Source organism: uncultured Pseudomonas sp. (assembly GCF_913777995.1).
Taxonomy (GTDB): Bacteria; Pseudomonadota; Gammaproteobacteria; order Pseudomonadales; family Pseudomonadaceae; genus Aquipseudomonas.
The window spans coordinates 1-15,372 of sequence record NZ_CAJYVE010000017.1; the positions used below are offsets into that span (position 1 = coordinate 1).

General features: G+C 64.5%; 12 protein-coding genes. 11 read left to right on the plus strand and 1 reads right to left on the minus strand.

The window, feature by feature from the left end; all coding sequences use genetic code 11:
* The first annotated feature begins 545 nt into the window (after positions 1 to 545).
* The 8 genes from alaC to fdhA all read left to right on the plus strand — a co-directional run bounded on the left by alaC (position 546) and on the right by fdhA (position 11,338).
* Positions 546 to 1,766: an alanine transaminase gene (gene alaC, locus QZ497_RS07340; protein WP_295472687.1), complete on the plus strand. Its 1,221-nt coding sequence runs from the start codon at positions 546 to 548 to the stop codon at positions 1,764 to 1,766.
* Between the two features lie 600 nt (positions 1,767 to 2,366).
* Positions 2,367 to 3,620 carry a serine hydroxymethyltransferase gene (gene glyA / locus QZ497_RS07345; RefSeq protein WP_295472689.1) on the plus strand — a complete coding sequence of 418 codons (1,254 nt, stop codon included), beginning with the start codon at positions 2,367 to 2,369 and terminating at the stop codon, positions 3,618 to 3,620.
* Between the two features lie 17 nt (positions 3,621 to 3,637).
* A complete protein-coding gene (locus tag QZ497_RS07350) occupies positions 3,638 to 4,888 on the plus strand; it encodes a sarcosine oxidase subunit beta family protein (protein WP_295472691.1) in 1,251 nt (416 codons plus the stop codon).
* Between the two features lie 16 nt (positions 4,889 to 4,904).
* On the plus strand, positions 4,905 to 5,201 hold the full coding sequence (locus QZ497_RS07355) for a sarcosine oxidase subunit delta (RefSeq protein ID WP_295472693.1): 297 nt from the start codon (positions 4,905 to 4,907) through the stop codon (positions 5,199 to 5,201).
* Positions 5,198 to 8,218, plus strand: coding sequence for a sarcosine oxidase subunit alpha (locus tag QZ497_RS07360; protein ID WP_295472695.1), 3,021 nt, complete (start codon positions 5,198 to 5,200; stop codon positions 8,216 to 8,218). Before QZ497_RS07355 ends, QZ497_RS07360 begins: the two co-directional genes overlap by 4 nt.
* A 65-nt stretch (positions 8,219 to 8,283) precedes the next feature.
* On the plus strand, positions 8,284 to 8,916 hold the full coding sequence (gene soxG, locus QZ497_RS07365) for a sarcosine oxidase subunit gamma family protein (RefSeq protein ID WP_295472697.1): 633 nt from the start codon (positions 8,284 to 8,286) through the stop codon (positions 8,914 to 8,916).
* A 141-nt stretch (positions 8,917 to 9,057) separates the two neighbouring features.
* On the plus strand, positions 9,058 to 9,915 hold the full coding sequence (purU, locus tag QZ497_RS07370; RefSeq protein WP_295472699.1) for a formyltetrahydrofolate deformylase: 858 nt from the start codon (positions 9,058 to 9,060) through the stop codon (positions 9,913 to 9,915).
* 223 nt (positions 9,916 to 10,138) lie between these two features.
* Positions 10,139 to 11,338 (plus strand): formaldehyde dehydrogenase, glutathione-independent, encoded by a 1,200-nt coding sequence (gene fdhA, locus QZ497_RS07375; RefSeq protein ID WP_295472701.1) that lies wholly within the window; start codon positions 10,139 to 10,141, stop codon positions 11,336 to 11,338.
* Positions 11,339 to 11,548: 210 nt separating this feature from the next.
* On the opposite strand, the gene QZ497_RS07380 is transcribed toward fdhA, so the two are convergent.
* Positions 11,549 to 12,442: an acyltransferase gene (locus QZ497_RS07380; RefSeq protein ID WP_295472703.1), complete on the minus strand. Its 894-nt coding sequence runs from the start codon at positions 12,440 to 12,442 to the stop codon at positions 11,549 to 11,551.
* Between the two features lie 164 nt (positions 12,443 to 12,606).
* On the opposite strand from QZ497_RS07380, the gene QZ497_RS07385 reads away from it, so the two are divergent.
* The 3 genes from QZ497_RS07385 to creC are packed head-to-tail and all read left to right on the plus strand — an operon-like array spanning position 12,607 to position 15,279.
* Positions 12,607 to 13,119: an ATP-dependent zinc protease gene (locus QZ497_RS07385; protein WP_295472705.1), complete on the plus strand. Its 513-nt coding sequence runs from the start codon at positions 12,607 to 12,609 to the stop codon at positions 13,117 to 13,119.
* 54 nt (positions 13,120 to 13,173) lie between these two features.
* A complete protein-coding gene (gene creB, locus QZ497_RS07390) occupies positions 13,174 to 13,860 on the plus strand; it encodes a two-component system response regulator CreB (protein WP_295472707.1) in 687 nt (228 codons plus the stop codon).
* Positions 13,861 to 15,279 carry a two-component system sensor histidine kinase CreC gene (gene creC, locus QZ497_RS07395; RefSeq protein ID WP_295472709.1) on the plus strand — a complete coding sequence of 473 codons (1,419 nt, stop codon included), beginning with the start codon at positions 13,861 to 13,863 and terminating at the stop codon, positions 15,277 to 15,279.
* Positions 15,280 to 15,372 lie beyond the last annotated feature (93 nt).

Genomic DNA, 15,372 nt, shown 5'->3' on the forward strand with positions numbered 1-15,372 from the left:
AAGGGGGTAAGCCGGCAGGGAAGCCGGCTTAGGCGCACTGGGCCAGGGACGGCCCATTGCGCCGACCCCCTGGAATGGCGCCGGAAGGAGGGAAGTCTGCCCGCAGGGCAGACCCAAGCCAGGAGCAGTGGCTTTTGGTTACTTTTGGCCGAAACCAAAAGTAACCCGCCGTAAAGGCGGAAAGGTGACTCAAGGGCACTGATGCAGCGACGGGTGTACCCGCTCCAGATAGCCTTCCATTCGCGAGCAAGCCGCAAGGCGCTTAATCGAACCGTATTGGCTTTAGCCGCGAAAGCGCCAGGCAATTCACTGCATTTGTTGTGGTCATGCGGTCGCTTCGCGGCTGAAGCCGCTCCTATCCAGTCTAACTGACCAGTATTGCGGCTAGCCGCTTCTGCCGAAGCGGGGCTTATGGGGCGGTGAATCGAGCCAGGAAAAAAACCATGTGGACAAGATGATGGCCAGGCGCTTATCGTGCGCGCAGGCCGCCTCATGTGGCCAACGTCGCTCGGACGGTTCCGGGCGCTTACGTCTGCGAGATTCTCATGGCTGACCAAGGTTTGCCGCGCCGCTTTGCGCGCATCGATCGACTCCCTCCCTACGTCTTCAACATCACCGCCGAACTCAAGATGGCCGCGCGTCGTCGTGGCGAAGACATCATCGACCTGAGCATGGGCAACCCCGACGGGGCTACGCCGCCGCACATCGTCGAAAAGCTCGTCACCGTCGCCCAGCGCGAAGACACCCACGGCTATTCCACCTCGCGGGGTATTCCGCGTCTGCGCCGGGCCATTTCCAACTGGTACAAGAAGCGCTACGAAGTCGATATCGACCCGGAGAGCGAAGCCATCGTCACCATTGGCTCCAAGGAGGGCTTGGCGCACCTGATGCTCGCCACCCTCGACCAGGGCGACACCGTGCTGGTGCCCAACCCCAGTTATCCGATCCACATCTACGGTGCCGTGATTGCCGGCGCCCAGGTGCGGTCGGTGCCGCTGGTGCCGGGCGTGGACTTCTTCGCCGAGCTGGAGAAGGCCATTCGTGGCTCGATCCCCAAGCCGAAGATGATGATCCTCGGTTTTCCGTCCAACCCCACTTCGCAATGCGTGGAGCTGGACTTCTTCGAGCGTGTGGTGGCGCTGGCCAAGCAGTACGACGTGCTGGTGGTCCACGACCTGGCCTATGCCGACATCGTCTACGACGGCTGGAAGGCCCCGTCGATCATGCAGATCCCCGGCGCCAAGGACATCGCGGTGGAGTTCTTCACCCTGTCCAAGAGCTACAACATGGCCGGCTGGCGGATCGGCTTCATGGTCGGCAACCCCGAGCTGGTCGGCGCCCTGGCGCGGATCAAGAGCTACCACGACTACGGCACCTTCACCCCGCTGCAGGTGGCGGCCATCGCGGCCCTGGAAGGCGACCAGCAATGCGTGCTGGACATCGCCGAGCAGTACCGCCAGCGCCGCAACGTGCTGGTCAAGGGTCTGCATGAGCTGGGCTGGATGGTCGAGAACCCCAAGGCCTCGATGTACGTGTGGGCGAAGATCCCCGATGCCTACGCGCACCTCGGCTCGCTGGAGTTCGCCAAGAAGCTGCTGGCCGAAGCCAAGGTGTGCGTCTCGCCAGGCATCGGTTTCGGTGAATACGGCGACGACCATGTGCGCTTCGCGCTGATCGAGAACCAGGACCGCATTCGCCAGGCGGTACGTGGCATCCGCGCCATGTTCCGCGCCGATGCCCAGCAGGCGAGCCAGCCGGCTTCCTGATCGACCGGCCTCCTGCGCCGCGCGTGCGGGAGGCCTCTGCTGTAGGGCCGGCTTGAGCCGCGATACTGGTCAGTTGGACGCTCTTCGGCCTTTGTTGAGCGAGCTTGCTCGCGAACAGGTCGGCAAACCCCATGCATCTGCTGTGAACGTGACGCCGCCTTCGCGAGCAAGCTCGCTCCCACGGTCCAACTCACCTGTATTGCGGCTAAAGCCGCTCCTGGCGGCCAGCTGCGCCGATAGCATCGCTCCCCCTCCTTGTATCGCCCGCCCGACTTGTCTGAATACGCCATCGGCATGCTGTGCCCAGTGCTCTGGCGTGCCTGAACAGCCCCCCTGACGAGCTCTTCCAGGCAGCCCGCCGACTGCCGGAAAAGCCCCTGCAGCCGGGCTTTTCGCCGGATCGGGGGTTCGCTTGCGGTTGGTCTCGACGGCCTGGCGTGGCGGATTGTTCCGTGGTCTGTCGCGCATGTCGTAAACGCGCCTTTGCGTGGCGCGCGCAGGCATCTGGATCGCCTTGGCCGGCCCTACCATCGCAGTCACTGGGTAGCCAACCCTCCCGATCAATAATGAAAGGCGCCGCGACGCCGCTGGGGATACGCGATGTTCAGCAAACAAGATCAGATTCAGGGTTATGACGATGCACTGCTGGCGGCCATGAATGCCGAGGAGCAGCGCCAGGAAGACCACATCGAACTCATCGCCTCTGAGAACTACACCAGCAAGCGCGTGATGCAGGCGCAGGGTAGCGGCTTGACCAACAAATACGCCGAAGGCTACCCGGGCAAGCGTTACTACGGCGGCTGCGAGCACGTCGACAAGGTCGAGCAACTGGCCATCGACCGCGCCAAGCAGCTGTTCGGTGCCGATTACGCCAACGTCCAGCCGCACTCCGGTTCGTCGGCCAACTCCGCCGTCTACCTGGCGCTGCTGCAGGCTGGCGACACCATCCTGGGCATGAGCCTGGCCCACGGCGGCCACCTGACCCACGGTGCCAAGGTGTCGTCTTCGGGCAAGCTGTACAACGCCGTGCAGTACGGCATCGACACCACCACCGGGCTGATCGACTACGACGAAGTCGAGCGCCTGGCGGTCGAGCACAAGCCGAAGATGATCGTCGCCGGCTTCTCGGCCTACTCCAAGACCCTCGACTTCCCGCGCTTCCGCGCCATCGCCGACAAGGTCGGGGCGCTGCTGTTCGTCGACATGGCCCACGTGGCCGGTCTGGTCGCCGCTGGCCTGTACCCCAACCCGATTCCGTTCGCCGACGTGGTCACCACCACCACCCACAAGACCCTGCGCGGTCCGCGTGGCGGCCTGATCCTGGCCAAGGCCAACGAAGAAATCGAGAAGAAGCTCAACGCCGCAGTGTTCCCTGGCGCCCAGGGCGGCCCGCTGATGCATGTCATCGCCGCCAAGGCCGTGTGCTTCAAAGAAGCGCTGGAGCCAGGCTTCAAGGCCTACCAGCAGCAGGTCATCGATAACGCCCAGGCCATGGCCAAGGTGTTCATCGAGCGTGGCTACGACGTGGTCTCCGGTGGCACCGACAACCACCTGTTCCTGGTCAGCCTGATCCGTCAGGGTCTCACCGGCAAGGACGCGGACGCCGCCCTGGGCCGCGCGCACATCACCGTGAACAAGAACGCCGTACCCAACGACCCACAATCACCTTTCGTGACCTCGGGCCTGCGCATCGGCACCCCGGCCGTCACCACCCGTGGGTTCAAGCAAGCCCAGTGCATCGCGCTGGCCGGCTGGATCTGCGACATCCTCGACAACCTCGGCGATGCCGATGTCGAGGCCAATGTCGCCGGCCAGGTGGCCGCCCTGTGCGCCGATTACCCGGTCTACCGCTGAGTCAGGAGTCGCCTACCATGCAACGTTATTCAGGCTTCGGCCTCTTCAAGCACTCCCTCAGCCACCACGAGAACTGGCAGCGCATGTGGCGTACGCCCACGCCCAAGCAGGTCTACGATGTGGTCATCGTCGGCGGTGGCGGCCACGGCCTGGCCACGGCCTACTACCTGGCCAAGGAACACGGCATCACCAACGTCGCGGTGATCGAGAAGGGCTACCTGGGCGGCGGCAACACCGCCCGTAACACCACCATCGTGCGCTCCAACTACCTGTGGGACGAGTCGGCCCACCTGTACGAGCACGCCATGAAACTGTGGGAAGGCCTGTCGCAGGACCTCAACTACAACGTGATGTTCTCCCAGCGTGGGGTGTACAACCTGTGCCACACCCTGCAGGACATCCGTGACTCCGAGCGTCGGGTCAGCGCCAACCGCCTCAACGGCGTGGACGGTGAACTGCTCAATACCGAGCAGGTCGCGGCGGAGATTCCGTACCTGGACTGCTCGAAGAACACCCGCTACCCGATCCTTGGCGCCACCGTGCAACGGCGCGGCGGCGTGGCCCGTCACGACGCCGTGGCCTGGGGCTTCGCCCGTGCTGCCGACGCCCTGGGCGTCGACCTGATCCAGCAGACCGAAGTCACTGGCTTTCGCAAGCAGAACGGCGTGTGCATCGGCGTGGAAACCACCAAGGGCTTCATCGGCGCCAAGCGCGTCGGCGTGGTCACGGCCGGTAACTCCGGGCACATGGCCAAGCTGGCCGGCTTCCGCCTGCCGCTGGAATCCCACCCGCTGCAGGCGCTGGTGTCCGAGCCGATCAAGCCGATCATCGACAGCGTGATCATGTCCAACGCCGTGCACGGCTACATCAGCCAGTCCGACAAGGGCGACCTGGTCATCGGTGCCGGTATCGACGGCTGGGTCGGCTACGGCCAGCGCGGTTCCTACCCGGTGATCGAACACACCATCCAGGCCATCGTCGAGATGTTCCCGGTGTTGTCGCGGGTGCGCATGAACCGCCAGTGGGGCGGCATCGTCGACACCTCGCCGGACGCCTGCCCGATCATCTCCAAGACGCCCGTGCCGAACATGTTCTTCAACTGCGGCTGGGGTACCGGCGGCTTCAAGGCCACCCCTGGCTCGGGCAACGTGTTTGCCGCGAGCCTGGCCAAAGGCGAAATGCACCCACTGGCGGCACCGTTCTCCATGGATCGTTTCCACAATGGTGCGCTGATCGACGAGCACGGCGCTGCTGCCGTGGCTCACTAACAGGAGGATTGCGAACATGCTTTATATCTTCTGTCCTCACTGTGGCGAGCATCGCTCCGAAGAGGAATTCCACTCGGCCGGCCAGGCGCACATCCCGCGCCCGCTGGACCCGAACGCCTGCTCCGACGAAGAGTGGGGCGACTACATGTTCTTCCGTGACAACCCGCGCGGCATCCACCACGAGCTGTGGGACCACGCGGCCGGCTGCCGGCAGTACTTCAACGTCACGCGCAACACCGTGACCTACGAAATCCTCGAAACCTATCCGATTGGCGCCAAGCCACAGTTCACCGCCGAGGGAGACAAGGTATGAGCCAGAGCAACCGACTGCCCAATGGCGGCCGTATCGACCGCAGCAAGGTGCTCAACTTCACCTTCAACGGCCAGACCTACCAGGGCTTTGCCGGCGACTCCCTGGCCTCGGCCCTGCTGGCCAACGGCGTGGACGTGATCGGCCGCAGCTTCAAGTACTCGCGCCCGCGCGGCATCTTCGCTGCCGGTGCCGAAGAGCCGAACGCCGTGCTGCAGCTGGGCGCCACCGAAGCCACCCAGATCCCCAACGTGCGCGCCACCCAGCAGGCGCTGTATTCCGGCCTGGTGGCCAGCAGCACCAACGGCTGGCCGAGCGTCAATACCGACGTGATGGGCATCCTGGGCAAGGTCGGCGGCAGCATGATGCCGCCCGGTTTCTACTACAAGACCTTCATGTACCCGCAGTCCTTCTGGATGACGTACGAGAAGTACATCCGCAAGGCCGCCGGCCTGGGCCGTTCGCCAACCGATAACGACCCTGACCGCTACGACAACATGAACCAGCACTGCGACGTGCTGGTGGTCGGTGCCGGCCCTGCCGGCCTGGCCGCTGCCCTGGCCGCCGGCCGCAGCGGGGCGCGGGTGATCCTCGCCGACGAACAGGAAGAATTCGGCGGCAGCCTGCTCGACAGCCGCGAAAGCCTCGATGGCAAGCCGGCCAGCGAGTGGGTTGCCAGCGTGGTGGCCGAGCTGGCTGGGCTGGACAACGTCCTGCTGCTGCCACGGGCCACCGTCAACGGCTACCACGACCACAACTTCCTGACCATTCACGAACGCCTCACCGACCACCTCGGTGACCGTGCGCCGATCGGCCAGGTGCGTCAGCGCATCCACCGGGTACGCGCCAAGCGCGTGGTCCTGGCCACCGGCACCCACGAGCGTCCGCTGGTTTACGCCAACAACGACGTGCCGGGCAACATGCTCGCCGGTGCCGTGTCCACCTACGTGCGCCGCTACGGTGTGGCACCGGGCAAGAAGCTGGTGCTGTCGACCAACAACGACTACGCCTACCGCGTCGCCCTGGACTGGGCCGACGCCGGTCTGCAAGTGGTGGCCATCGCTGATGCGCGCCACAACCCACGCGGTTCGCTGGTCGAGGAAGCCCGCGCCAAGGGCCTGCGCATCCTCACCTCCAGCGCGGTGATCGAGGCGCGTGGCAGCAAGCGCGTAACCGGTGCCCGCGTCGCGGCCATCGACCTGAAAACCATGAAAGTCACCAGCCCCGGCGAGTGGCTGGATGCCGACCTGATTGCCAGTTCCGGCGGCTACAGCCCGGTGGTGCACCTGGCTTCGCACCTGGGTGGCCGTCCGGTATGGCGTGAAGACATCCTCGGCTTCGTGGCCGGCGATGCGCCACAGAAGCGCGTCTGCGTCGGTGGCCTGAACGGCGTGTACAACCTGGGTGACACCCTGGCCGATGGTTTCGAAGGGGGCGTGCGCGCCGCCAGCGAGGCCGGTTTCTCGGCCGTCGAAGGCGTGCTGCCGAAAGCCGTCAACCGCACCGAAGAGCCCACCGTGGCGCTGTTCCAGGTGCCCCACGACAAAGGCACGGCGCGTGCGCCCAAGCAGTTCGTCGACCTGCAGAACGACGTCACCGCCGCGGCCATCGAACTGGCCACCCGCGAGGGCTTCGAGTCGGTCGAGCACGTCAAGCGCTACACCGCGCTGGGCTTCGGTACCGACCAGGGCAAACTGGGCAACGTCAACGGCCTGGCCATCGCCGCCCGCTCGCTGAACGTGACCATCCCTGAGATGGGCACCACCATGTTCCGCCCGAACTACACCCCGGTGACCTTCGGCGCCATCGCCGGCCGCCACTGCGGGCACATCTTCGAGCCGGTGCGTTTCACCGCCCTGCATGCCTGGCACGTGAAGAACGGTGCCGAGTTCGAAGACGTCGGCCAGTGGAAACGCCCCTGGTACTTCCCCAAGAATGGCGAAGACATGCATGCCGCCGTGGCTCGCGAGTGCAAGGCCGTGCGTGACAGCGTCGGCCTGCTGGATGCCTCGACCCTCGGCAAGATCGACATCCAGGGCCCGGATGCCCGCGAGTTCCTCAACCGCGTGTACACCAACGCCTGGACCAAGCTGGACGTGGGCAAGGCCCGCTACGGCCTGATGTGCAAGGAAGACGGCATGGTCTTCGACGACGGCGTGACCGCCTGTGTCGCCGACAACCACTTCGTGATGACCACCACCACCGGCGGCGCCGCCCGGGTGCTGCAGTGGCTGGAGCTGTACCACCAGACCGAATGGCCGGACCTGAAGGTGTACTTCACCTCCGTCACCGACCACTGGGCGACCCTGACCCTGTCCGGCCCCAACAGCCGCAAGCTGCTGGCCGAGCTGACTGACATCGACCTGGGCCGCGAAGCCTTCCCGTTCATGACCTGGAAGGAGGGCAACGTCGCCGGCGTACCGGCACGGGTGTTCCGTATCTCGTTCACCGGTGAGCTGTCGTACGAGGTCAACGTGCAGGCCGACTACGCCATGGGCGTGCTGGAAAAGATCGCCGAGGCCGGCAAGAAGTACAACCTGACCCCGTACGGCACCGAGACCATGCACGTGCTGCGCGCCGAGAAGGGCTTCATCATCGTCGGTCAGGACACCGACGCCTCGATGACCCCCGACGACCTGAACATGGGCTGGTGCGTAGGCCGTACCAAGCCGTTCTCGTGGATCGGCTGGCGTGGCATGAACCGCGAAGACTGCGTGCGCGAGCAGCGCAAGCAGCTGGTCGGCCTGAAGCCGGTGGACCCCAAGCGCTGGCTGCCTGAAGGCGCCCAGCTGGTGTTCGACCCGAACCAGTCGATTCCGATGAAGATGGTCGGCCACGTGACCTCCAGCTACGCGCACAACTCCCTGGGTTATTCCTTTGCCCTGGCAGTGGTGAAGGGCGGTATCAACCGCATGGGCGAGAAGGTCTACGCGCCGCTGGCCGATGGCAGCGTGATCGAGGCGGAGATCGTTTCGTCGGTGTTCTTCGATCCGAAGAACGAGCGCCAGAACGTCGAATGAGGAATGTGGGAGCGGCGCCAGCCGCTCCCACCGGGCAACACAACAGAATTCATAACAGGTGCGTCATGACTACAGTCAACGTATACCAGCAACGCCCCACCACCGGTGCCAAGGCCGAGCAGCCGCTGTACCACGCCGGCCTCGACAAGCTGGTCGGCAAGGGCCACACCAATCCCGGCGTGTCACTGCGCGACAAGAAGCTGCTGGGCCACCTGACCATTCGTGGTAATGGCCACGACGCGGCGTTCGCCGCTGGCGTCAAGCAGGCCCTGGGCCTGGAACTGCCTGGCCCGCTGGGCCTGGTGATCGACGGCGAGCGCTCGCTGCAATGGCTCGGCCCGGACGAATGGGTACTGATCGTGCCGACCGGCGAAGAGTTCGAAGCCGAGAAGCAACTGCGCGCTGCGCTGGACGGCCAGCACATCGCGATCGTCAATGTCAGCGGCGGCTGGTCGATCCTCGAACTGACCGGTCCGAACGTGATCGACGTGCTGAAGAAGTCCACCAGCTACGACGTGCACCCGAGCAACTTCCCGGTCGGCAAGGCCGTGGGTACGGTGTTCGCCAAGTCGCAACTGGTGATTCGCCGGACCGCCGAAGATACTTGGGAGCTGCTGGTACGCCGCAGCTTCTCCGACTACTGGTGGCTGTGGCTGCAGGACGCCGCAGCGGAATATGGCCTGGGCATCAAGGGCTGATTGCCCACGGTGCAATTGACGTCAGCCAGACTCGGTAGGCGTGGCTTCAGCCGCGAAAAGCTCAGCAAAGCCAATCTTCGCGGCTGAAGCCGTTCCTACAGGGGGCGGCGCCTCGCTGTATCTGTTTAAGGAATGACCTTCATGAGCCGTGCCCCCGATACCTGGATCCTCACCGCCGATTGCCCCAGTGTGCTGGGCACGGTGGATGCGGTGACCCGCTACCTGTTCGAGCAGGGCTGTTATGTCACCGAGCATCACTCCTTCGACGACCGGTTGTCTGGGCGTTTCTTCATCCGTGTGGAGTTCCGCCAGCCTGACGGCTTCGACGAGGCCGCGTTCCGTGCGGGCCTGGCCGAGCGTGGCGCTGCGTTCGGCATGCTGTTCGAGCTGACCGCCCCCCACTACCGGCCCAAGGTGGTGATCATGGTCTCGAAGGCCGACCACTGCCTGAACGACCTGCTGTACCGCCAGCGCATCAATCAGCTGTCCATGGACGTGGTTGCGGTGGTCTCCAACCACCCGGACCTGGAACCGCTGGCCAGCTGGCATTCGATTCCCTACCACCACTTCCCGCTGGACCCGAACGACAAGCCGGCCCAGGAAGCCAAGGTCTGGCAGGTCATCGAAGACACCGGCGCCGAGCTGGTGATTCTCGCCCGCTACATGCAGGTGCTGTCGCCAGAGCTGTGCCGCAAGCTCGACGGCAAGGCGATCAACATCCACCACTCGCTGCTGCCCGGTTTCAAGGGCGCCAAGCCCTACCACCAGGCTTACAACAAGGGCGTCAAGCTGGTGGGCGCCACCGCGCACTACATCAACAACGACCTGGACGAAGGCCCGATCATCGCCCAGGGCGTCGAAGTGGTGGACCATTCGCACTACCCCGAGGACCTCATCGCCAAGGGCCGCGACATCGAGTGCCTGACCCTGGCCCGCGCGGTGGGCTATCACATCGAGCGGCGGGTATTTCTGAACGCCAATCGCACCGTGGTGCTCTGAGCGCCAGCCTCTTCTACGCTTGTCACACCTGTTTGCAATCGATCCGTGCCCGTCTGGGCACGTGTCGTTTTTGGAATGCCCGAAGGCGGTGTGACTGCAAGCGTTTTTGCCGATTCGGCGCATTCTTGCCAGCAGGACCCCCAGGGTTGTCAGGTATCGGCAGGCTCGTTCGGCCAATGCAGGCAGCCCTCCCTCGTCAATAACAAATAGAGAGGTGACATGCATGTCTGGAAACCGCGGTGTGGTGTATCTCGGCGCTGGCAAGGTCGAAGTACAGAAAATCGATTACCCGAAAATGCAGGACCCGCGCGGTCGCAAGATCGAACACGGGGTGATTCTGCGGGTGGTGTCCACCAACATCTGTGGCTCTGACCAGCACATGGTGCGCGGTCGCACCACGGCGCAGGTCGGCCTGGTGCTGGGCCACGAGATCACCGGTGAGGTGATCGAGAAAGGCTCGGACGTCGAGAACCTGCAGATCGGCGACCTGGTTTCGGTACCCTTCAACGTGGCCTGTGGCCGCTGCCGCTCCTGCAAGGAAATGCACACCGGCGTGTGCCTGACCGTCAACCCGGCGCGTGCCGGCGGTGCCTACGGCTACGTCGACATGGGCGACTGGACCGGTGGCCAGGCCGAGTACGTGCTCGTCCCTTACGCCGACTTCAACCTGCTGAAACTGCCTAACCGCGACAAGGCCATGGAGAAGATCCGTGACCTGACCTGCCTGTCCGACATCCTGCCGACCGGCTATCACGGTGCTGTCACTGCCGGTGTAGGCCCGGGCAGTACTGTCTACGTGGCCGGTGCCGGCCCTGTCGGTCTGGCGGCCGCTGCCTCGGCCCGCCTGCTGGGCGCTGCGGTGGTCATCGTCGGCGACCTGAACCCGGCGCGTCTGGCGCACGCCAAGGCCCAGGGCTTCGAAATCGCCGACCTGTCCAAGGACACGCCGCTGCACGAGCAGATCGCTGACCTGCTGGGCGAGCCGGAAGTGGACTGCGCGGTCGACGCCGTGGGCTTCGAAGCCCGTGGCCATGGCCATGAAGGCGCCAAGCACGAGGCTCCCGCCACCGTGCTGAACTCGCTGATGCAGGTTACCCGCGTAGCCGGCAAGATCGGTATTCCGGGCCTGTACGTGACCGAAGACCCGGGCGCGGTGGATGCCGCTGCCAAGGTCGGTGCCCTGAGCATTCGTTTCGGCCTGGGCTGGGCCAAGTCGCACAGCTTCCACACCGGCCAGACCCCGGTGATGAAGTACAACCGTGCCCTGATGCAGGCCATCATGTGGGACCGCATCAACATTGCCGAAGTGGTGGGTGTGCAGGTCATCAGCCTGGATGACGCGCCGCGTGGCTACGGCGAGTTCGATGCCGGCGTGCCGAAGAAATTCGTCATCGACCCGCACAAGATGTTCAGCGCCGCCTGATGTGAATAGGGCGGTTCAGCCGCGCGCTCGTCGCGGCTGAACCGCCCCATAGGTGCTCTTGGGCTTTTGTAGGAGCGAGCTTGCTCGCGAAAGGGCCGTTAGCGCCGCAGCATCTGGGGTGAACGTGAGGGACTCATAGCGAGCAAGCTCGCTCCAACAAAAGCTCGTCTAACTGAGTTCCTCGCGGCTGAAGCCACTCCTACCGATGTTCTACAGATTCTGGAATTCCTGCCTGAGCTGCGCGATGCGCGCGTTCTTGTCCAGCCACAGCTGGTTCACCCACTCCTGCACCTGGCTGCGGAAGGCCGGGTCGTTCTCGTAGTCACCCTGCCACAGCGCCGGGTCGAGTTCGCGGGTGCGAATGTCGACGATCACCCTCGGCACCGTACCGCACAGCAAGTCCCAGAAACCTGGGGTCTTGCCTTCTGGATACACCACCGTCACGTCGAGAATGGCATCGAGCTGTTCTCCCATCGCCGCCAGTACGAAGGCCACTCCGCCAGCCTTGGGCTTGAGCAGGTGCTCGTAGGGTGATGCCTGTGCGCGGTGCTTGGCCGGGGTGAAACGCGTACCTTCAAGGTAGTTGACGATAGTCACCGGCTGGCGCTTGAACAGCTCGCAGGCGGCCTTGGTGATTTCCAGGTCCTTGCCTTTGAGTTCTGGATTCTTGGCCAGGAAGGCCTTGCTGTAGCGCTTCATGAACGGATAATCCAGCGCCCACCAGGCCAGGCCCAGGAAAGGCACCCAGATCAGCTCTTTCTTGAGGAAGAATTTGAAGAACGGCGTGCGGCGGTTGAAGACCTGGATCAGCGCCGGGATATCGACCCACGACTGGTGGTTGCTGATCACCAGATAGGAGGTGTCGCGGCGCAGGCCGGCGTCGCCACGGATGTCCCAGCGGGTGGGAATGCACAGGGCGAAGATGCGCTTGTCGATCTCGGCCCAGGTTTCCGCGATCCACATCACCGCCCTGGAACAGTGGTCGCGCATCTCGCCCTGAAACACCAGCTTGAGCAGGGCGAAGACCAGCAGCGGGCCGATCAGCGTCAGGGTGTTGAGCAACAGCAGAAGGGTGACGAAACAGCCGGTGAGCACGCGGCGCATAGCGATCTCTGCGATTCGGTAGGGGCAGTCATGATAAATAGACCGCCTTGAAGCGCCAATGACACAGATGCGCACAAATGTTTCCTGTGCGCGAACCATGTCCGGTGGCGCTGTCTAAAAACGGGCGCCAACCGGGCGCCTGACACCTGCAAGGAGTCCACCACGTGAAGAAGATTCTGGCGCTGTTGTCTGTGCTGGCATTGCCGGCGCTGGCTGCCGAACCGACCCTGTACGGTCGCTACGAATACATCAAGGTCCCTGAAGTGGGCCAGACCTTCAAGGCCAAGATGGACACCGGGGCACTGACCGCCTCGCTGTCGGCCAAGGACATCGAGCTGTTCCAGCGCGATGGCGAGCAGTGGGTGCGCTTCCGCCTGGCGGCCGAAGGCGCGAGCAACCAGGTGTTCGAACACAAGCTGGCGCGCATCAGCAAGATCAAGGCACGCGCCGAAGGCGATGATGAAGACGAGGACAAGGGCGAGATCGATCCGGCCAAGCGCCCGGTCATCGAGCTGAAGCTGTGCCTGGGCAAGCAGCAGCGTACCGTGGAGGTCAACCTGGTGGACCGCAGCCACTTCAACTACCCGCTGCTGATCGGTGCCAAGGCCCTGCGCGAGTTCGACGCCGCAGTGAACCCGGCGCGCCGCTACACCGCCGACAAACCGCAATGCGATTGACGGCCACGCGCTGATCGCGCACCGTTCGCGCACTGTCCACCGGTGCCCGATGCCATGCCGCACATTCTGATCGTCGAAGACGAAGTCGCGATTGCCGATACCCTGGTCTACGCCCTGCAGGGCGAAGGCTTCACCACCACCTGGCTGAGCCTCGGCCAGGCGGCGGTGGAGCACCAGCGTGCCACGCCGGCAGACCTGGTGATTCTCGACGTGGGGCTGCCGGATATCAGCGGTTTCGAGGCCTGCAAGCAGTTGCGACGCTTCACCGAGGTGCCAGTGATGTTCCTCAGCGCCCGCAATGGCGAAATCGACCGGGTGGTGGGCCTGGAAATCGGTGCCGATGACTACGTGGTCAAGCCCTTCAGCCCCCGCGAGGTGGCGGCGCGGGTCAAGGCCATTCTCAAGCGCCTGCTGCCCCGCGAGCTGCCTGTTGCCGTCAATACGCCCGGGGTCTTCGAGATCGACCTGCCGCGTTACCTGATCCGCTACCGGGGCCAGCCGCTGACCTTGACCCGTCATGAATTCCGTCTGCTGCAATGCCTGCTGGATAACCCGCAGCGGGTCTTGAGCCGCGAACAATTGCTCGACGCCCTGGGCGTGCCCTGCGACGCCGGGTACGAACGCAATATCGACAGCCATATCAAGAGCGTGCGCGCCAAGTTGCGCGCCGTGGCCGCCGAGGCCGAGCCGATCCAGACCCATCGCGGCCTGGGTTACAGCTTCAGCCCGGACCATGCCTGAATGTCGCTGAGTATCCGCATCTTCCTGGTCTATGCGGCCTTCATTGCCCTGACCGGTTACTTCGTGCTCAGCACGGTGATGAAAGAAGTACGCCCCGGCGTACGCCAGTCCACCGAGGAAACCCTGGTGGACACCGCCAACCTGCTGGCCGAGATCTTCCGTCGCGACGTGCGCGACGGCACGCTGGGGCAGAGCCGCTTCAACGAGGTGCTCAGGGACTACGGCCTGCGCAAGCCGGGGGCGACCATCTGGGAGCTGCCCAAGGACCAGGTCAACAACCGCATTTACGTGACCGATGCCCGTGGCATCGTGCTGTTGGACTCCAGTGGTGAGGCCGTGGGCCAGGATTACTCGCGCTGGAACGACGTGTACCTGACCTTGCGCGGCCAGTACGGCGCCCGTTCGACACGCAGCGACCCCGACGATCCCAATTCTTCGGTGATGCATGTGGGCGCACCGATCCGCGACCAGGGGCGCATCATCGGCGTGGTGACGGTGGCCAAGCCCAACAGCTCGCTACAGCCCTACATCGAACGCGCCGAACGGCGCCTGCTGTGGTACGGCGGCGGCCTGATGGTCCTGGGGCTGTTGCTGGGCGCGGTGTTCTCCTGGTGGCTCAGTTCGGCACTGCGCCGTCTGACCCGCTATGCCCAGGCCGTCAGCGAGGGCCGTCGCGCCGAGTTACCGCATTACCGTGGCGGTGAGCTGCAGCAGTTGTCTGGCGCGGTGGAACACATGCGCGTGCAGCTCGAAGGCAAGGCCTATGTGGAGCGCTACGTGCACACCCTGACCCATGAGCTGAAAAGTCCCCTGGCGGCCATTCGCGGCGCCGCCGAGCTGCTGCAGGACGAGATGCCGCCCGCGCAGCGCCAGCGTTTCGCCGGCAATATCGAAGATGAAAGTCGGCGCATGCAGCAATTGATCGAACGGCTGCTGAACCTGGCGATGGTCGAGCAGCGCCAGGCGTTGGAAGAGCGGGTCAGCCTGCCGCTGGCCGAGCTGCTCGACGACCTGCTCGGCGCCCGCCAGCTGACCGTGGAGCGCCTGGGCCTGCGCGTCGAGCGGCAGGTTGCGGCTGACCTGGTGCTGCATGGTGAGCGCTTTCTGCTCGGCCAGGCGCTGGCCAACCTGCTGGACAATGCCCTGGACTTCACGCCAGCGGGTGGCCTGCTGCGCATCGAGGCCGTGTCGCGGGCTGGGCAGGTGCGCGTGAGCCTGTTCAACAGCGCCGCGCCGATTCCCGACTACGCACTGCCGCGTCTATGCGAGCGCTTCTACTCGCTGCCGCGTCCGCACACCGGGCGCAAGAGCACGGGCCTGGGTTTGAATTTCGTTGCCGAGGTGGTGCAGCTGCATGGCGGCGCACTGCACATCGACAATGCCGAGGGCGGTGTGCGGGTGGTGCTCGACCTGCCCTGAGCCTGCGACCCGGCAGCGCCAGGCCATGAGTACGCATCTCCACACAAACTCCACGCAGCGCTCACGCTGCGCCCATGCAGCCCTTGCAGACTG

Excerpts from the sequence above, each read along its gene's own strand:
- alaC (WP_295472687.1), top strand. The coding sequence starts at position 546 with ATGGCTGACCAAGGTTTGCCGCGCCGCTTTGCGCGCATCGATCGACTC.
- glyA (WP_295472689.1), top strand. The coding sequence starts at position 2,367 with ATGTTCAGCAAACAAGATCAGATTCAGGGTTATGACGATGCACTGCTG.
- QZ497_RS07350 (WP_295472691.1), top strand. The coding sequence starts at position 3,638 with ATGCAACGTTATTCAGGCTTCGGCCTCTTCAAGCACTCCCTCAGCCAC.
- QZ497_RS07355 (WP_295472693.1), top strand. The coding sequence starts at position 4,905 with ATGCTTTATATCTTCTGTCCTCACTGTGGCGAGCATCGCTCCGAAGAG.
- QZ497_RS07360 (WP_295472695.1), top strand. The coding sequence starts at position 5,198 with ATGAGCCAGAGCAACCGACTGCCCAATGGCGGCCGTATCGACCGCAGC.
- soxG (WP_295472697.1), top strand. The coding sequence starts at position 8,284 with ATGACTACAGTCAACGTATACCAGCAACGCCCCACCACCGGTGCCAAG.
- purU (WP_295472699.1), top strand. The coding sequence starts at position 9,058 with ATGAGCCGTGCCCCCGATACCTGGATCCTCACCGCCGATTGCCCCAGT.
- fdhA (WP_295472701.1), top strand. The coding sequence starts at position 10,139 with ATGTCTGGAAACCGCGGTGTGGTGTATCTCGGCGCTGGCAAGGTCGAA.
- QZ497_RS07380 (WP_295472703.1), bottom strand. The coding sequence starts at position 12,442 with ATGCGCCGCGTGCTCACCGGCTGTTTCGTCACCCTTCTGCTGTTGCTC.
- creB (WP_295472707.1), top strand. The coding sequence starts at position 13,174 with ATGCCGCACATTCTGATCGTCGAAGACGAAGTCGCGATTGCCGATACC.
- creC (WP_295472709.1), top strand. The coding sequence starts at position 13,861 with ATGTCGCTGAGTATCCGCATCTTCCTGGTCTATGCGGCCTTCATTGCC.